This is a genomic window from Bradyrhizobium sp. 142 (assembly GCF_023074015.1).
Lineage (GTDB): Bacteria > Pseudomonadota > Alphaproteobacteria > Rhizobiales > Xanthobacteraceae > Bradyrhizobium.
This window is the reverse complement of the sequence record NZ_JADPKQ010000221.1, coordinates 17,841-34,280: the sequence shown is the minus strand read 5'-3', so window position 1 is coordinate 34,280 and position 16,440 is coordinate 17,841. Positions and strand designations below refer to the sequence as shown.

Below are 16,440 nucleotides of genomic sequence, written 5' to 3'. Positions count from 1 at the left end.
AGCGGCCAACAGCCGTCGCTGGTGGCGCAACAGCGGCATGCTCCTCAACGCCGTGTTGACCCTGAACTGGTCGGACCGGCTGGGACTGCCCCGGCTCTCGTGACCTCAACTTCTCGAACCGCCCGGTGCGGACCCGCATGCCGGGTGGTGTGGCAGGGGAGCGACCCACAAGGTCGCCCCCTATGCCGATTGCGGAGCGCACTCTGCACCCACATCGTCATTGCGAGCGTAGCGAAGCAATCCAGTGTCCTTCCGCAGAGGCAGTCTGGATTGCTTCGTCGCAAGGGCTCCTCGCAATGACGGAGGATGAAGCGTTCGCGCAGCCTTACTCCGCCGCCTCGGCCGCCTCCAGCGCCGGATAGTCCGTATATCCCTTCGCGCCGCCGCCATAGAACGTGTTCTTGTCCCACTCGTTCAGTGAGGCCCCCTTCTTCAGACGCTCGACCAGATCGGGGTTGGAGATAAATGGCTTGCCGAACGCGATCAGATCGGCGGCGCCGGCATCCAGCACCTTGGTCGCAAGATCGAAGTCGTAGCCGTTGTTGGCGACATAGGCGCCGGAGAAGCGCTTGCGCAGGCCCGCATAGTCGAACGGCGCGATGTCGCGCGGGCCGCCGGTGGCGCCCTCGACGACATGGAGATAGACCAGCTTCAGGGTGCTGAGCCCATCGACGATATGGTCGTACAAGGCTTGCGGGTTCGAATCCGAGATATCGTTGGCCGGTGTCACCGGCGAAATGCGGATGCCGGTGCGATCGGCGCCGGCCTCGGCGGCAACTGCCTTGGAGACCTCAAGCATCAGCCGTGCACGGTTTTCGATGGAGCCGCCATAGGCGTCGATGCGCTTGTTGGTGCCGTCCTTGGCGAACTGCTCGAGCAGATAGCCGTTGGCGCCGTGGATCTCGACGCCGTCGAAGCCGGCTTCCAGCGCATAGCGCGTCGCGCGCTTGAAATCCTCGATGATTCCTGGGATTTCGGAAAGCTCCAGCGCGCGGGGCTCGGAAACGTCGGCGAAGGTGCCGCCAACGAAAGTCTTGCCCTTGGCGCGGATCGCGCTCGGCGCCACCGGGGCTGCGCCATTGGCCTGAAGCGCGACATGCGAGATGCGCCCGACATGCCAGAGCTGGATGAAGATCTTTCCACCGCGCTCGTGCACGCGGTCGGTGACCTTGCGCCAGCCGGCGGCCTGCTCCTTGGTGTAGATGCCTGGCGTGTCCTGATAGCCCTGGCCCTGCTGCGAGACCTGGCTCGCTTCGGTGATCAGCAGGCCTGCGGAGGCGCGCTGGCCGTAATAGTCCGCGGCAAGCGGGCTCGGCACGAAGCTGCCGGGCACGGCCCGGTTGCGCGTCAACGGCGCCATCACGAAACGGTTGGCAAGCGTGATCGGGCCGAGCTTGTAGGTCTCAAACAATTTGGTCGGACGGCTCATGGGATTGCTTCCAGGCAATGAGAAGTCCGGAACACTTGTGCATTGCGGCAACCAGTGCAAGAGAAGAGCCATACGGAAAGTGCAGGCGAGCTACGCGGCAAGGTCCGCGTAGCATAATTCATGTGCAATTTGGGTCACGGCAGCGGGTTTTCGCTGCGGCCATATATCGAAGCTCAGTTCGCGCCGAGGAAATCGCGCTTGCCGATATCGACGCCGTTGTGACGCAAGATACCGTGGGCGATCGCGGCGTGGAAATAGAAGTTCGGCAGCGAGAATGCGCTCAGGAACTGCTGCCCCTTCATGGTAATGGATTTGTCGGGACCGGCCGGGAAGGTGACGTCCTTGGCATCGGAGCCTTCGAACTGCTCCGGCTTGAACGATTTCACGTAGTCGATCGTCTTTGCCAGCCGCTGCTTCAATTCGCCAAAGCTCGTCTCGGTGTCGGGGCTTGAGGGTACTTCGCTGTGGGTCAGCCGCGCGCAGCCTTTGGCGGCGAAATCGCTGACGAGCTGGATCTGTTTCGACAGCGGCAGCATGTCCGGGAAGAGGCGGGAGCCCAGCAGGACGGCGGGGTCGACCTTCTTGGCCGCGCAATGCGCTTCTGCCTTGGTGAGCAGGCCGATGAGGCTGTTCAGCATTTGCAAATAGGCGGGGACGACGGCGTCGTAAAAGGACATGTGATGCTCGCTTCGATGGTGGGGGATCTCAGGAGAAACCTGAGCCCCACACATGGGAGCGTGAAGGAAAATTACAATCGCGCGCACGGCCTGTGCAGTGCGAAAATTCTCTTCGGCTGTCATCGCCCGGCTTGACCGGGCGATCCAGTACGCCGCGGCGGCCGTGATAGAGCCGAGACGCCGCGGCGTACTGGATGCCCCGCCTGCCGCCTTCGCTAAAGCTTCGGCGCCCCAGACCTCAACCCCGGCGAAGCCTTGGCGTAGCCGGGGCATGACCGCGAGGGGCGTTCTACCGCACCATGCCCGCTGGCTGCGCCTGCGCCGTGGCGCCGCGCATGCGGGCGAGCAGCTCGGCGGTGGGCCAGGAATCGGCGGGCAGGCTATATTTGATCTGCATCGCCTTCACGGCGGCGCGGCTCTGCTGGCCCAGCACGCCGTCGACCTTGCCGACGTTAAATCCAGCGCGGACCAGGAGCTGCTGCAATTCCTTGAGCTCGTTGAACGGCAGTTGCGCGACAGGCGCGGACGGCTTGCGCATCGGGGCTGCACCCGCGATGCGCGAGGCCAGATAGCCCGCTGTGGTCGAATAGATCAGCGAGTTATTCCACTCGGTGTAAGCCGCGAAATTCGGATAGGCCATGAAGGCTGGCCCGGTCCGTCCCATCGGCAGCAGCACGGAGGCCGCAAGATTGTCGTTCGGCAGCGGCCGGCCATCGGGATAGGTGACACCAAGCTGCGCCCATTTCGAGCGCGGCTGCTGCACCGAAAGATCGGTCTGATCCCATGGCAGGTTTTGCGGCACCTTGATCTCTTCCAGCCATGGCTCGCCGCGCCGCCACTTCAAGCCGTTGGCGATGTAGTTCGCGGTCGAGCCGATCACGTCTGGTCCGCTGCGCAAGAGGTCGCGCCGTCCATCGCCGTCATAGTCAACGGCATAGTTGACGTAGTGCACCGGCAAAAACTGCGTCTGGCCGAGCTCGCCGGCCCAGGAGCCGATCATCTCGTCGGGCAAGAGATCGCCGCGATCGATCACCTTCAGCGCGGCGATGGTCTCATTCACGAACATCTCCGAGCGGCGGCAGTCATAGGCCAGCGACACCAGCGATTTCAGCGTCGGCAAATTGCCCATGTTGGCGCCGAAATCGCTCTCCAGTCCCCAGAACGCGGCGATCACCGCCGGCGGCACGCCGTATTCCTTCTCGGCACGCGCGAACGCGGCCGCATAGGTCTTGATATGCTGCTGGCCGTTCTGCATGCGATAGGGCGCCGCCATACGGCCGGCAAATTCGGTGAAGAGCTGGCCGAACACGCGCTGGCCGCGGTCGCGGTTGACGATGCCCTGGTCGTAGACGAGGTAGGGCGAGGCCTGCGCGATTGTCCGTTGCGATACGCCGGCGGCAACCGCCTGTTGCTTCACGTCGGCCAGGAAGCGATCGAAGCTCGCGCCATTGTGGCACGACGCCGCGCGGGGCGACGGCGCAGTCGCCTTGGGCGCGGCGGGTTTTGCCGGTGGTGGGAGCAATTGGGCGGAGGCAGGAAAGGAAACAGCGACAAGGACAACGGCCGCGGTCGCGAGGCGTGTTTGGAGCATGGGGTTTCCGGCAGGGAGAAGGGCACGGTGGAATCTCGCGAAAGCTTATGTGAAGTGGGCGCCTCAAACCATCCCTTCGTCATGGCCGGGCTTGTCCCGGCCACCCACGCGTTTCGGTCCTTGCATCGACGAAGAACGTGGATGCCCGGGACAAGCCCGGGCATGACGGAAAAGCAACGTTGAACACAGCCGCGGCTCCGCGACGCACCATGAAACCTTGCGGCCGGGGCGGGGTCATCCCTACCTCAACAGCGCCGGTCCGCCGCGCCTCCCGCGGCCACGGCCGGTCCGGGAGACGGCCATGAACTATTTTCGTACCGCAATCCTCCTCGCAGGCCTCACCGCCCTGTTCATGGGTGTCGGCTACCTGATCGGCGGAGCCTCCGGCGCCATGATCGCGCTCGTTATTGCCGCGGCGACCAATCTCTTCACCTACTGGAACTCCGACCGCATGGTGCTCGGCATGTACGGCGCCCACGAGGTCGATCGTGCCAGCGCGCCGGAGCTGGTCGGTCTCGTCGCCGAGCTTGCGGGGCGCGCCGGCCTGCCGATGCCGCGCGTGTTCCTGATGGACGAGCCGCAGCCCAACGCGTTCGCAACCGGCCGCAATCCCGAAAATGCCGCCGTTGCCGTCACCACCGGCCTGATGCACCAGCTCAACCGCGAGGAGCTCGCCGGCGTCATCGCCCACGAGCTCGCGCATATCAAGCATCACGACACGCTGCTGATGACAATTACTGCGACCATCGCCGGCGCGATCTCCATGCTTGCCCAGTTCGGCATGTTCTTCGGCGGCAACCGCGACAACAACAATGGTCTCGGCATCGTCGGCTCGATCCTGATGATGATCCTGGCACCGCTCGGTGCCATGCTGGTGCAGATGGCGATCAGCCGCACCCGCGAATACGCCGCCGACAACCTCGGCGCACGCATCGCAGGCCAGCCGATGTGGCTCGCGTCGGCGCTGGTGAAGCTCGAGAGCGCCGCGCATCAGGTCCCGAACTTCGAGGCTGAACGAAACCCTGCGACCGCGCACATGTTCATCATCAACCCGCTGTCGGGCCACGGCGTCGACAATCTCTTCGCCACCCATCCCTCGACGCAGAACCGCATCGCGGCGCTCCAGCGGCTCGCGGCCGAGCTCGGCGCGCAGGCGACCGCGTCGATCGGCGCCAATGAAAACTACCCGCCGCGAAGCCCGTGGGGCCGTTCGTCGTCGCGTGGTCCTTGGGGCTGATACGGACCCGGCTACAAATACCGTCCGGCTTTGTGACCTGGCGCACACAGGAGCGTTCAGGCCGATGCTAACACCGCTGCCAGATGATTGCTTCGAAAGGGGAGGCGTGGCCGGCCTGTCGCTGGCCACCGTCGAAGATGACCAAAGCTGCGGTGCCATTGCTGATCGTCCTGGGCGTGCTCATCGGCCTGTCCACGCACACCGTTGTCAATTGCGGTGACGAGGACGAGCCCGACATCTGCTCGGCCGTGATCGGCTTCTCGCCGCTCCGCGGCTCGCTGATCGCCTTCGCCTATGAGGGGCGCGGACGGATCGCGTTGCGCCATGGCGACTGGCGTCGGGCGGTCGCCGATTTCGACGAGGCCATTCACCTCAATCCCAACCGCGCCTCGCTCTATCGCGACCGCGGCCTCGCGCGCCGACAGAACGGGGACCCGGAGCTCGCCATTGCCGACTACGACGAGGCGATCGCGCTCGATCCCAAGCTCGCCGCGCCCTATCACCAGCGCGGCCTTGCGCTCGCTGCCAAGGGCGATCTCGACCGCGCCATCCTGAGCTACAACACGGCGGTCCGCCTCGACCCGTCGGATGCGCAGGCCCGCTTCGATCGCGGCCTGGCGTTCATCGCCCGCGGCCAGGCCGACGACGCACGCGCCGATTTCGAAGCGGCGCTGGCGCTGCCGACCGGCAAGGACGGCCGCACGCGCGAGGCGGCCCGCGCGAAGCTCGTCGAACTCTCGAACGCCGAGCCGACCCGCATCGGCGCGCCGAGAAGGTGAAAGGAGCTCTCTCCCTCTCCCCGTTCTTACGGGGAGAGGGTCGGGGTGAGGGGCTCTATCCGCGAAGATGGTGAGAATCGGATCTGCAGAGACTCCCCCTCACCCGGATTGCATCTTCGATGCAATCCGACCTCTCCCCGCAAGCGGGGCGAGGTGAAGGCACCAGTCGCGACTACTTCGCCTTCTTCGCTTTCTTTGCCTTCGCAGCCTTCTTCACCGGCTTCTCCTTTGCCGGCTTCTTCTCCGCCTTCACGGCGACCGGCGCGTTGGCCGCGATCCGCATCGCGCGTGCATAGCTGTCGGCGACGTTGTCGGCGGACATCTGGAGGCGCCTGGCAGCCGCGGTGGCCTGCTCCATGGTCGCCTTGGCCAGCGTCTTGAAGCGGGCGCTCGTGTCCTTGCCCTTGGCCTTGGCCGCCAGTGCGTTGAAGCGGTCCCGCCGCTCCTTGGCACGGGTCATCAGGCCGGTATGCGCTTGTCTGGCCAGTTGCCGGATCACGACATCCAGGTCGGCGTCCGCCATGTTCTTCTATCCTCTTCGAAACAGTCACCAAATCGATACGCGGGACTATGCAGATCAGCCCCTGCCTTGGCAATTCCCGGACCCGCGTCATCCGCATCTTCCGGTTATCAAAACAAGAAAGCCGCGCTTTTCACGCGGCTTTTTGTCCAGTCCGTCTCGAAGGTTCAATAATCGTAGCCGGCATGCCCGGGGTAGTATTGTCGATTGCAGGCCCTGCGGCCGCGGTCGTAGGCAGCGGCATCGCCATGGGCGAGCGAGCTGACATATTTCAGGCAGCGCACGTAATTATCGTTACCGAGCCAATCCAGGCCGCCGGCGGCAGCTGGAGAGATCTGGGCGGAGCCGACGAGCGTCGTGACGGCAACGAGCGCGGCAATGGCGCAAAGAGCAAGCTTTCTCATGGTAGGCGCCTTTCAAATCGAGGCTGCCCGATGCAGCCTCCGTGAAGCGGACGATGCCCGATACTTCGTAGATCGACTGTGCTGTCTGTCACACGGCGAGAGTAAGGCTTGCCCGATGGCGATCGCCATTCTCCAGCGCGAAAAGAACAGGGCCGTGTTGTTGACGCGGCCCGTGGTATGCTTTGGCGCAGGAGCGCTACGTCTGCCTCACTTCAGCGAGGCGACGGGTCCGCTCGACGCGGCCTGACGGTCGGGGTCGAAGCCGAACACGCCGACCAGATATTTGTAGTAGTCCGGCATCTTCTCCCTGAGCGTTTCGCGGGACTTGGGATCGTGGAATTCGCTCTTTCCGGCCAGGAAGATGCTGGCGGTGACGGCGAAGAACTCCATGTGATTCTTCAGCGCGTAGGCTTCTTTGGGCAGGACATCCTTGGACTTGGCATAGGCGTAGTAGGCCTGAACTCCCTTGTTGTCGTAGCCATCGGGCAACAGCCGGGCGTGATAGGCGTGCAACAGCTCGTGCAGCAGCACGGCTTCCTTTTCGTAACGCATCATGTCCGGTCGCAGCATGATCACGCCGAGCCCGGAATCGACCGCGAGATCGACGGCGTTCGGATTGGTCCATTGCTGCTTGTCATGGTCCCACACGGTCAGCATGCGCGGAACGCGGCGCTCGACGTTCGGGGCGACCCGGCCGTAACACGCGGTTGCGGCGCCCTCGTCGAGGCAGGCCAGTTCGCTCGCGACGATCGGCACGGTACGGAAGAAACGCAACACGCGCGGCGACAGGCCGGCGTCTTCGACCACATCGATCTGGTGCTTCAGATTGTCGGTGAGCTTGTCGACGTCCTTGCGGTCGCTGTTCTCCGACAGGTCGAACATATAGCCGCGATAGCTCTGGAAGCCTGGCGGCAATGGCTGCGCTGCGTCAGCTTCGAGCGGCCCGGCATTGGACGCATTGGCGAAGAGCGCGCCGATAATGGTCGCGGTCAGCAGCAGCGCAACGCGCATGATGAACCCCCTGGTGTCACTCTCGCGCGGCAGAATAGGCCATCGTCGTTTGCGAAAAGTGAGTGGGGCGAGACTAAGGCGCCGATGTTGAGGCGTGCTTAATCGTTCGTTGCAGACCGCAGGGGGCGGGTTAGTCCCGGGTTAACCAAGGAGGGTATCCCGGCTCGGCGCTTCGGCGTAACATCAGGGGATGGGCACCAAGCCCCTAGTCAAGCAGCCGGAGGAGGATGCCATGTATGCCGCCATCCGTCAGGCCAAGGCAAAAAGCGGAAGCGCAGAAGAGCTGGCGCGCCGCATCAAGGACGGCGCCGTTCCGATCATCAGCGACGTCGACGGCTTTCGGGCCTACTACGTCGTCTATGCCGGCGACGACACGGTGACCGCGATCTCCATCTTCGACAAGTTCGAGCAGGCGGAGGAGGCCAATCGGCGCGCGATCGCCTGGATCGAGAAGGATCTGGGTCCGCTGCTCGCCGGACACGTAAGCGCCGCCGCAGGCCCGGTGATCGTGCATACGCTGGCGTGAGGCAAGCGCAGGCTCTCTCCCATGTCGTCCTGGCGAAAGCCAGGACCCATTGCCCCAGGGAGAAGTTGTGGCGCGAGATCGTGGTGACCCGTCTTCGCCAAACCAGATCTTGTGGTTATGGTCCTGGCCTTCGCCAGGACGACGGCGAGTTTGTAGTGTCTATCTATCACCAAACACGCAGTCGCTCTCACAGCTCCCGTGCATTCGAAAACGCAAACGAGCTCACCCGCCGCGTGGTCTCGTCCAAGATCAGCGTGCGCGTGATCGGCGGCTCGGCGCGCTGGGCGCAGTTTTCGCGCTCGCACAGCCGGCAATTGACGCCGATCGGCGCACCTTCCGTCTTCTCCAGGTCCATGCCGGAGGCGTAGACGAGGCGCGCGGCGTGACGCATCTCGCAGCCGAGGCCGATCGCGAAGCGCGGTTGCGGCAGCGGATGCGGCACCACCGGCCGGCGCACCATCTGCGCGATCGAGAAATAGCGCGTGCCGTCGGGCAGCTCGATCACCTGCTTGAGCAGGCGATCCGGCGTGTCGAAGGTCGAGTGCACGTTCCATAAGGGGCAGGTGCCGCCGAACTTCGAGAACGGAAAAGTGCCGGACGAAAAGCGCTTCGACACGTTGCCGGCATTGTCGACGCGCAGCAGGAAGAACGGAATGCCGCGCGCGTTTGGCCGCTGCAGGGTGGTGAGCCGATGGCAGACCTGCTCGAACCCGGAATTGAAGCGCTGCGCCAAGAGGTGAATGTCGTAGTTGAGCGCTTCGGCTGCGGCCAGGAAGGCCGGGTAGGGCATCATCACGGCGGCCGCAAAATAATTGCCGAGCGTGATGCGGAACAGACGGCGCGGTGTGTCGTCGAGCGGGCCGGCGCGGCCGATGATAGCCTCCAGATGCTGCGCGCATTCGCCAAGCCCGAGCTGGAAGGCGAGCTGGAACGCGCGGCCGGCCGGGTCGACCAGCTCGGAGATCAGGAGCTGACGGCGGTGGCGATCGAAGCGCCGCAGCGTCTCGCGCATCACGTCGACCGGCATGATGCGGGTCTGGATCGAATGTTTTTCCCGCAGACGCGCGGCGAGCGCCGAGTAAAGGCCTTCGGCCGGCACGTTCAATTCGTCGCGCAAGGCTTCGGCGGCTTGCTCGAGCTCCGGGAAATAGTTGCGGTTGGCCTCGATCAGCTCGCGCACGCGTTCGACCGGATTGGCCTCGTAGCGTGGGCCGACGTCGCGGTCGGCCATTTGCGCCGCCGCCAGCGTCTCGCCTTGGCGCGCTTCGGTATAGGCAGCATAGAGCCGTTGCAGCGCATGCGTCACGCCGGGGCAGAGTTCGGCGAGATCGCGCAGCTCCTGCTTGGGTACGTCGATCTGGCGGAACAGCGGATCGGAGAAGATCTCGTTCAGCTCGGCGAAGAAGCGGTCCTCGTCGGCCGTCGCCAGGTCGCGCAGATCAAGGTCATAGGTCTCGGCCAGCCGCAGCAGGATCTGCGCGGTCACCGGGCGCTGGTTGCGCTCGATCAGGTTGACATAGCTCGGCGAGATCCCGAGCCCCTCGGCGATCTGGGTCTGCGACAGCCCCAGTTGTTGCCGGATCCGCCGGAACCGCGGGCCGACGAACAATTTCTTCCCGGAATCGGCGGCCATTTAAGGGTTCTCCCGAGGCGCCAAGGATATACAATCCTGACCTATAGGTTTACAATATTTACAAAGTGACATCTATTACATGTACTGATGTTACATGACATCACCATTCAAATGCAAGCCCTCTGTACGAACTTCGCCTTCTCGCGTTTAGCTCTTGCCACGCATTTCGCAATGCACTGTCAAGATTGTCGAACGTACGAAGGGATATGACATGAACTTTCAACCGCGCGGGATCAGCGACCAAGCCATTCGGGGACCGGCGTCGTATCAGAGCGAGGTCGAGGCGGCCGAAGCGCTCCTCAAGAAACAGCCGACCTGGAACGGCGTCACCGCCGAGGCCGTGGCGCGGATGCGTCTGCAGAACCGATTCAAGACCGGCCTGGATGTCGCCCGCTACACCGCAGCGCTGATGCGCGCCGACATGGCGGCCTATGATGCTGATCCCACCAAGTACACCCAGTCGCTCGGTTGCTGGCATGGCTTCATCGCGCAGCAGAAGCTGATCTCGATCAAGAAGCATTTCGGCACCACCGACCGCCGCTATCTCTATCTCTCCGGCTGGATGATCGCGGCGCTGCGCTCCGAGTTCGGGCCGCTTCCGGACCAGTCGATGCACGAGAAGACCTCGGTGCCGGCACTGATCGAGGAGCTCTACACCTTCCTGCGCCAGGCCGACTCGCGCGAGCTGAACGACATCTTCCGCGCCCTCGACAAGGCGCGCGAGGAAGGCGACAAGACCCGCGAGAAGGAGCTGATCGAAAAGATCGACAACTTCCAGACCCACGTCGTCCCCGTCATCGCCGATATCGACGCCGGTTTCGGCAATGCGGAGGCGACCTATCTGCTCGCCAAGAAGATGATCGAAGCAGGCGCGTGCGCGCTTCAGATCGAAAACCAGGTTTCGGACGAAAAGCAGTGCGGCCACCAGGACGGCAAGGTGACCGTGCCGCACGAGGTGTTCCTGGCGAAGATCCGGGCCTGCCGCCACGCGTTCCTTGAGCTCGGCGTCGAGGATGGCATCATCGTCACCCGTACCGACTCGCTCGGCGCTGGTCTGACGCAGCAGATTGCCGTCAGCCACAAGCCGGGCGACCTTGGCGACCAGTACAACAGCTTCCTGGATTGCGAGGAAGTGACGGCCGACAACGCCCGCAACGGCGACGTCATCATCAACCGCAACGGCAAGATGCTGCGTCCGAAGCGGCTTGCCAGCAACCTCTACCAGTTCCGCCCCGGTACCGGCGAAGACCGCTGCGTGCTGGACAGCATCACCTCGCTGCAGAACGGCGCCGACCTGTTGTGGATCGAGACCGAGAAGCCGCATATCGAGCAGATCGCCAAGATGGTCGACCGCATTCGCGAGGTCATTCCGAATGCCAAGCTGGCCTACAACAACTCGCCCTCGTTCAACTGGACGCTCAACTTCCGTTGGCAGGTCTACGACGCGATGAAGGAAGCCGGCAAGGATGTCAGCAAGTACAATCGGGCCGAGCTGATGAAGCCGGAATACGACGATACGCCGCTGGCCATCGAGGCCGACGAGCGCATCCGTACCTTCCAGGCCGATTCAGCCAAGCGTGCCGGCATCTTCCACCATCTGATCACGCTGCCGACCTACCACACGGCAGCTCTGTCGACTGATAATCTCGCGAGGGAGTATTTCGGCGAGCAGGGCATGCTGGGCTACGTGAAGAACGTTCAGCGCCAGGAGATCCGCCAGGGCATCGCCTGCGCCAAGCATCAGAACATGGCCGGCTCCGATATCGGCGACGACCACAAGGAATATTTTGCCGGCGAGGCTGCTCTGAAGGCGGGCGGCGCGCACAACACGATGAACCAGTTCGGCTAACCGGGTAGCAGGAGACTGACAATGACCAAAGGCAGCAATTTCTGGGTGATCGGCGGTGAGTTCGGCTCGATGAACTTCCACAAGCTCGTGGAAGGCTCGGCCCAGGTGCAGGGTCCGTTCAAGACCCGAAAGGAAGCCGAGGACGCCTGGCGCTCCGTCTCGGAAGAGAACCGCCACAAGGCCGGCGTCCGCTTCTCGATCGTGGAAGAGCCGTCGCGGGTCTCGGCCTGACGGCCGCCTAAACTAACAAGAAAACGTCCAAGGACGGATGGTCCCATCCGGCGCAAGCCGGGTGGGATCGTCTGTTTTTGGCACACAAGAGCGGCCTGTGGGCACCGTAAGTATCTGGATTTATGGACCCTTTGCGGACGTTGTGGTTGCTGCTAGGTTAACGGAGGTGAGTGAGGACGAGGCCGACAATGTCACAGCCTGAGACCAGCGGGACCCATCCCGGCCAGCCGCGCCCGGTGCGGTTGCGCGACGCGCTGCTGCGGGCGCGAATCGAGGCCGCCGACCGCACCGGTGTCGTCGTTGATCTCAGGGACGCCGAGGTGGCGCGGCTCGAGATCCTGAACGACGCGCTTGATCCGCTGTTCGCGCAGGTTCCCGAGCAGATCGACCTGTTCGACCGCGGCATCAGCCAGGGCGACACGCCGCGGCTCTGGATCGATGTCGTCGCCCACATCGTGATGGGCCGCGACAAGCGGTTGTACCGCTTCGTCCAGGACAGCCGTTTTGGCCGCATCGTGCTGGCGGAGTCGCACGACACCGCCTTGATCGTCGAAGCCGTGACCGACTATGTCGCGCGCCGCATGATCGAGCGTGAGCATGCGATGGTGATCCTGCCCGAGCCGAAGCCCGCGGTTGCGGCGCCGCCGCGCCGCTCCCGCTTCTGGCCGTTCGTGTTCGGCTTCATCCTCGGCGCAGCCGCTCTGTTCGGCGTCGCCGTGCTGGCGGCCTTGCGGAGCTGGTGAGACGTCGTCATTGCGAGAAGCGAAGCGACGAAGCAATCCAGACTGCCGCCGCGGAGAGATTCTGGATGGCTTCGCTGCGCTCGCAATGACGGCAGAACTAAATCAGCCGCGCCTGCTTGATCTGACGGATCTGAAATCCATGATCGAGGCTGCGCACCGTCTGCTCGCAGCGCCAGCCGGCATTGTCCTTCTCGATCGCGAACAGATTATATGCTGCCGCCGGGTAGCGCCCATGTGCCAGCGCGGAAGCCGAAGGCACGCCGACCGCAGGGATCTTGCCGTTGGGGCCGTCGAACCACATCGTCGAGTGCACATGGTCGTGCCCGTGCAGGATTAGCTCGACACCGTGGCGCTTCAACAGCCCCAGCAAATCGGTCGCGTCAGTCATCCGCTTCTGGCGCGCGTCGGACTTCAGGGGATGATGAACCAGCAGCACGCGAAAGACGTCCTCGGCCGCGAGCTGCACGAGAACCTGCTCCAGCGCTGCGAGCTGGTCGCGCCCGAGCGTGCCCGTTGCCATCAGCGGCAGGGTCGGCACGGCGGTAGACAGGCTGATCAGCGCCACGGGCCCGCGCCGGCGGACAGCGGGGAAAGCCGCGGCGCCCGGCGTGTCGCCGGCGATGTAATGCAGGAATGTCTCTGCGAAGCGGTGCGACGTCGCGCTGACATAGGCGTCGTGATTGCCGGGGATGGCGGTGACGCGGTCGGGCCGGCCGACGCCTTCGAGCCAGGCCAGTGCCGGCGCGAATTCAGCCTCCAGTGCCAAATTGACGAGATCGCCGGTCACGGCGATGTGGTCGGGCGCCTGTGCCTGCATGTCGGCGACCAGCATGTCGAGTACCTCGCGGCGCTGGTACTTGTGGCGGTTGCGCGTCCAGTTGACGTAGCCGAGCGCGCGCTTGCCCGCGAGTTCCAACAGCCGCGGCCGCGGCAACGGCGGCAGATGCGGGTCGGACAAATGGGCGAGCGTGAAAGGTGCCATGACGCGCGGTTGCCTCGCTATTCGCCCGCTGTAATGGCAAGGTCGCTCGCAACGCGCAAGGGAAGCCTAAAAGGGGACGTCAAGGGAGCCTGATGGGGGGTCGTCTGAACCGCATACGACGGAAATGCGAGCCGCTGCTGCGGCGAGTCCTCCATGCCTATTTCCTGCTCGTCCGCGGCATGACCCTCGGCGTCCGCGCCGTGGTGCTGGACGCCGGCAACAGGGTGTTCCTGGTCAAGCACAGCTACGTCGCCGGCTGGCATCTGCCGGGCGGCGGCGTCGACCTGGGCGAGAACATGGAGCAGGCGATGCGGCGCGAGCTCAAGGAGGAGGGCGATATCGATCTCACCGGCGAGGCCGTGCTGCACGGCATCTTTCTCAACAGCCACGTCTCCCGCCGCGACCATGTCGCCGTCTACGTGGTCAGGTATTTCAAGCAGGACCGTCCGCCTGCGCCCAACCGCGAGATCGTCGAATGCGGATTCTTTCCGGCTGACGCGCTGCCCGAGGATACCACGCCCGGTACGCGGCAGCGACTCGCGGAAGTGCTCGGCGGCGCGCCGCTGACAGCGACATGGCGGTGAGGGCCGGCTGTGCTACAGCATGATGAGATTCGGTTGAACCGATGCGAGCCGAGAACTCAGAACACCTCTCCCCGCTTGGGAGAGGTGAACCATTGACAGCCAACCGAAACTAATTTCATCACGTAACCCGCCCGAATGGACGCCACGGAAACCGGATGAAGATTGCCAAGCTCGCCTTCGGCCTGATCTGCCTTGCGATCCTCGCCAGCAACATCGTCACGATGTCGCGCTGGAGCGAGGCGCGCGGGGTCTATGATGACATATGCTATCTCCGGCAGGCGCATCTGTTCCAGCGCTTCGGCATCGGTGGGCTCAACACCAATGCCCTGTTAGACTACGATCGCTATTTCGAAGGCAAGATGAAGAAGATCGCGTTTCCCGAATGGGGCGATCCGATCCGCTGGCCTTGTCACAATCCGATGCCGAACGGCAAGATCGTGATCCAATATCCGCCGGGTACCGGATTCCTGCTGGCGCTCTTTCCGGAAGGCCACCAGGTGGTGCCGCTCTACCTTGCCGCCAGCCTGATTGTCTGCGGCCTTGCGCTGCTTGGCATCTTCATGGCGCGAACGCCGCCTTCGATCGTGGGGGCGGGTGTGTTTGGCGCGCTTGCCATGTATCTCATGATCAACCCGGCGAAGGCGAGCTATTCGGTTGCGCCGACCATGGCGGTCTGCGCCATCGCGGGATTCCTGACAGCACTATGGCTGACAAGGGACAGGCGCGGCGTGTTGCTGGTTGCGCTGATCGGCCTCGTGCTCGGCGCGTCCGTCAATTTCAGATTGCCGAATGCGCTGCTCGTGGCCGGCTATTGCATCTTCCTCGGCATTCTCTTCCTGCGGTCGCGCACGTCAGCCACATTCGTGCAGGGCCTCGGTTTCGCTGCCGGCGTGCTCGTCGGCATTGCGCCGACATTGATCGCCCAGGCCGTCAATGCCGGCAGTCCGCTTGCGACGACTTACGGCAGCGCCGACGTGGTCGCGCCGGCCTTCGACTTCGCTGTGCTCGGCCAATATCTGCGCGACATGCAGTTCGTGCTGATCGTGCTGGCCATCGCTTCGACAGTGTGCCTGTTGCTGATCGGCAGCGTGCGGCAGGTCGCACTCGTCGTCGCCGGCAATCTCGCGGTCAACCTGGTCTTCTTCCTGAGCCACCCGATCTTCACGCCCTATTACGTCGTGCCGATCGCGATGCTGTCGCTGTGGAGCGTATTGTTCGCCTGGCTGATGCAGCCGGAAGATGCGTACGAGCCCGCGGCGCTTCGGCGCGAGCCGGCAAGCCTGGAGGCGATTCCGCGATGACGACCGTGTCACTTCGGATCGCCGTGCTGGTGCCCTGCTACAATGAAGAGACGGCAATCGCGGGCGTCGTCGCCGACTTCCGCACAGCGCTGCCGTCGGCGGAGATCTACGTCTACGACAACAATTCGCGCGACCGCACCGCGGCCGCCGCGCGCGACGCCGGTGCCATCGTGCGCAGCGAGCGACGGCAGGGCAAGGGCCACGTCGTGCGCCGCATGTTCGCGGACGTCGACGCCGACGTCTACGTCCTGGTCGATGGCGATGCGACCTACGATGCGCCGACCGCCCCGCGTATGATCGACAAGCTGCTCGACGAGCATCTCGACATGGTGGTCGGGCTTCGCATCGACCAGTCGCAGGCGGCCTATCGTCTCGGCCACCGGACCGGCAACCGCATGCTGACTGGCTTCCTGGCTTGGACATTCGGCCGCGACTTCCAGGACATCCTGTCCGGCTACCGCGTGTTCTCCCGCCGCTTCGTCAAGTCCTTCCCGGTGCTGTCGGATGGTTTCGAAATTGAAACCGAGCTCGCGGTCTACGCGCTGGAACTGTCGCTGCCGGTCGCCGAGGTCGAGACGCCCTACTACGCGCGGCCCGAAGGCTCGTTCTCCAAACTCAATACATGGCGGGATGGCTTCCGTATCCTCGGCACCATGCTGAAGCTCTATCGCGCGGAAAGGCCGCTGCGCTTTTTCGCCGCCATTGGAATCCTGCTGGCCGCGGTTTCGATCGTGCTCTCGATCCCGGTCGCGATCACCTTCATCGAGACCGGCCTCGTGCCGCGGCTGCCGACCGCCGTCCTGTCGATGGGGCTGATGATCATGGCGCTGTTGTCGGTCTCGTCCGGGCTCGTGCTCGATACCGTGACGCGGGGGCGGCGGGAAATCAAGATGCTGGCCTATTTGTCCCAACCGGCGCTGAAAAGGAATTGAGCGTCGGCGCA

The 16,440-nt window shown here is 64.0% G+C and carries 17 protein-coding genes and 1 pseudogene; 10 read left to right on the top strand and 8 right to left on the bottom strand.

Annotated elements, in window-relative coordinates:
• Positions 1-103, top strand: a pseudogene (locus IVA82_RS49010) (RNA-directed DNA polymerase); the annotation flags it as partial.
• Positions 104-325: 222 nt separating this feature from the next.
• Here the strand turns inward: IVA82_RS49010 and IVA82_RS20200 are convergent.
• The 3 genes from IVA82_RS20200 to IVA82_RS20190 all read right to left on the bottom strand — a co-directional run bounded on the left by IVA82_RS20200 (position 326) and on the right by IVA82_RS20190 (position 3,697).
• Positions 326-1,429, bottom strand: a complete 1,104-nt coding sequence (locus tag IVA82_RS20200) for an alkene reductase (protein WP_247390102.1) — start codon at positions 1,427-1,429, stop codon at positions 326-328.
• A gap of 173 nt (positions 1,430-1,602) precedes the next feature.
• Entirely contained in the window at positions 1,603-2,106 is a 504-nt protein-coding gene (locus IVA82_RS20195; protein WP_247390103.1) for a DUF1993 domain-containing protein, read from the bottom strand.
• Between the two features lie 289 nt (positions 2,107-2,395).
• Positions 2,396-3,697, bottom strand: coding sequence for a lytic murein transglycosylase (locus IVA82_RS20190; RefSeq protein WP_247390101.1), 1,302 nt, complete (start codon positions 3,695-3,697; stop codon positions 2,396-2,398).
• Positions 3,698-3,998: 301 nt separating this feature from the next.
• Here IVA82_RS20190 and htpX point away from each other — a divergent pair, with 301 nt between their 5' ends.
• Complete coding sequence (htpX, locus tag IVA82_RS20185; RefSeq protein WP_247390100.1) at positions 3,999-4,934, top strand: zinc metalloprotease HtpX; 936 nt, start codon at positions 3,999-4,001, stop codon at positions 4,932-4,934.
• Positions 4,935-5,071: 137 nt separating this feature from the next.
• Complete coding sequence (locus tag IVA82_RS20180; RefSeq protein ID WP_247390099.1) at positions 5,072-5,713, top strand: tetratricopeptide repeat protein; 642 nt, start codon at positions 5,072-5,074, stop codon at positions 5,711-5,713.
• A 172-nt stretch (positions 5,714-5,885) separates the two neighbouring features.
• Here IVA82_RS20180 and IVA82_RS20175 read toward each other — a convergent pair whose 3' ends face one another.
• From IVA82_RS20175 to IVA82_RS20165, 3 genes are all read right to left on the bottom strand, one after another.
• Entirely contained in the window at positions 5,886-6,236 is a 351-nt protein-coding gene (locus tag IVA82_RS20175) for a hypothetical protein (RefSeq protein ID WP_247390098.1), read from the bottom strand.
• 164 nt (positions 6,237-6,400) lie between these two features.
• Complete coding sequence (locus IVA82_RS20170; RefSeq protein ID WP_247390097.1) at positions 6,401-6,637, bottom strand: hypothetical protein; 237 nt, start codon at positions 6,635-6,637, stop codon at positions 6,401-6,403.
• A 207-nt stretch (positions 6,638-6,844) separates the two neighbouring features.
• Positions 6,845-7,648, bottom strand: a complete 804-nt coding sequence (locus IVA82_RS20165) for a hypothetical protein (RefSeq protein WP_247390096.1) — start codon at positions 7,646-7,648, stop codon at positions 6,845-6,847.
• A 232-nt stretch (positions 7,649-7,880) separates the two neighbouring features.
• Here IVA82_RS20165 and IVA82_RS20160 point away from each other — a divergent pair, with 232 nt between their 5' ends.
• Positions 7,881-8,174: an antibiotic biosynthesis monooxygenase gene (locus IVA82_RS20160; protein ID WP_148743537.1), complete on the top strand. Its 294-nt coding sequence runs from the start codon at positions 7,881-7,883 to the stop codon at positions 8,172-8,174.
• A gap of 187 nt (positions 8,175-8,361) precedes the next feature.
• On the opposite strand, the gene IVA82_RS20155 is transcribed toward IVA82_RS20160, so the two are convergent.
• Positions 8,362-9,807 (bottom strand): short-chain fatty acyl-CoA regulator family protein, encoded by a 1,446-nt coding sequence (locus tag IVA82_RS20155; protein ID WP_247390095.1) that lies wholly within the window; start codon positions 9,805-9,807, stop codon positions 8,362-8,364.
• Positions 9,808-10,018: 211 nt separating this feature from the next.
• Between IVA82_RS20155 and IVA82_RS20150 the strand changes: the two genes are divergently transcribed.
• From IVA82_RS20150 to IVA82_RS20140, 3 genes are all read left to right on the top strand, one after another.
• Positions 10,019-11,656, top strand: coding sequence for an isocitrate lyase (locus IVA82_RS20150; RefSeq protein WP_247390094.1), 1,638 nt, complete (start codon positions 10,019-10,021; stop codon positions 11,654-11,656).
• A 21-nt stretch (positions 11,657-11,677) separates the two neighbouring features.
• A complete protein-coding gene (locus IVA82_RS20145) occupies positions 11,678-11,887 on the top strand; it encodes a hypothetical protein (protein ID WP_008137787.1) in 210 nt (69 codons plus the stop codon).
• Between the two features lie 188 nt (positions 11,888-12,075).
• Entirely contained in the window at positions 12,076-12,630 is a 555-nt protein-coding gene (locus tag IVA82_RS20140) for a hypothetical protein (RefSeq protein WP_247390093.1), read from the top strand.
• Positions 12,631-12,727: 97 nt separating this feature from the next.
• Here the strand turns inward: IVA82_RS20140 and IVA82_RS20135 are convergent, their stop codons facing one another.
• Positions 12,728-13,612 (bottom strand): metallophosphoesterase, encoded by an 885-nt coding sequence (locus IVA82_RS20135; protein ID WP_247390092.1) that lies wholly within the window; start codon positions 13,610-13,612, stop codon positions 12,728-12,730.
• Positions 13,613-13,704: 92 nt separating this feature from the next.
• Between IVA82_RS20135 and IVA82_RS20130 the strand changes: the two genes are divergently transcribed.
• From IVA82_RS20130 to IVA82_RS20120, 3 genes are all read left to right on the top strand, one after another.
• Positions 13,705-14,196: an NUDIX domain-containing protein gene (locus IVA82_RS20130; RefSeq protein ID WP_247390091.1), complete on the top strand. Its 492-nt coding sequence runs from the start codon at positions 13,705-13,707 to the stop codon at positions 14,194-14,196.
• A 155-nt stretch (positions 14,197-14,351) separates the two neighbouring features.
• Complete coding sequence (locus IVA82_RS20125; RefSeq protein ID WP_247390090.1) at positions 14,352-15,497, top strand: hypothetical protein; 1,146 nt, start codon at positions 14,352-14,354, stop codon at positions 15,495-15,497.
• The gene (locus tag IVA82_RS20120; RefSeq protein ID WP_247390089.1) at positions 15,494-16,429 is read left to right on the top strand and encodes a glycosyltransferase family 2 protein; all 936 of its coding nucleotides are present in this window, start codon (positions 15,494-15,496) and stop codon (positions 16,427-16,429) included. The genes IVA82_RS20125 and IVA82_RS20120 overlap by 4 nt, the downstream gene beginning before the upstream one ends.
• Positions 16,430-16,440 lie beyond the last annotated feature (11 nt).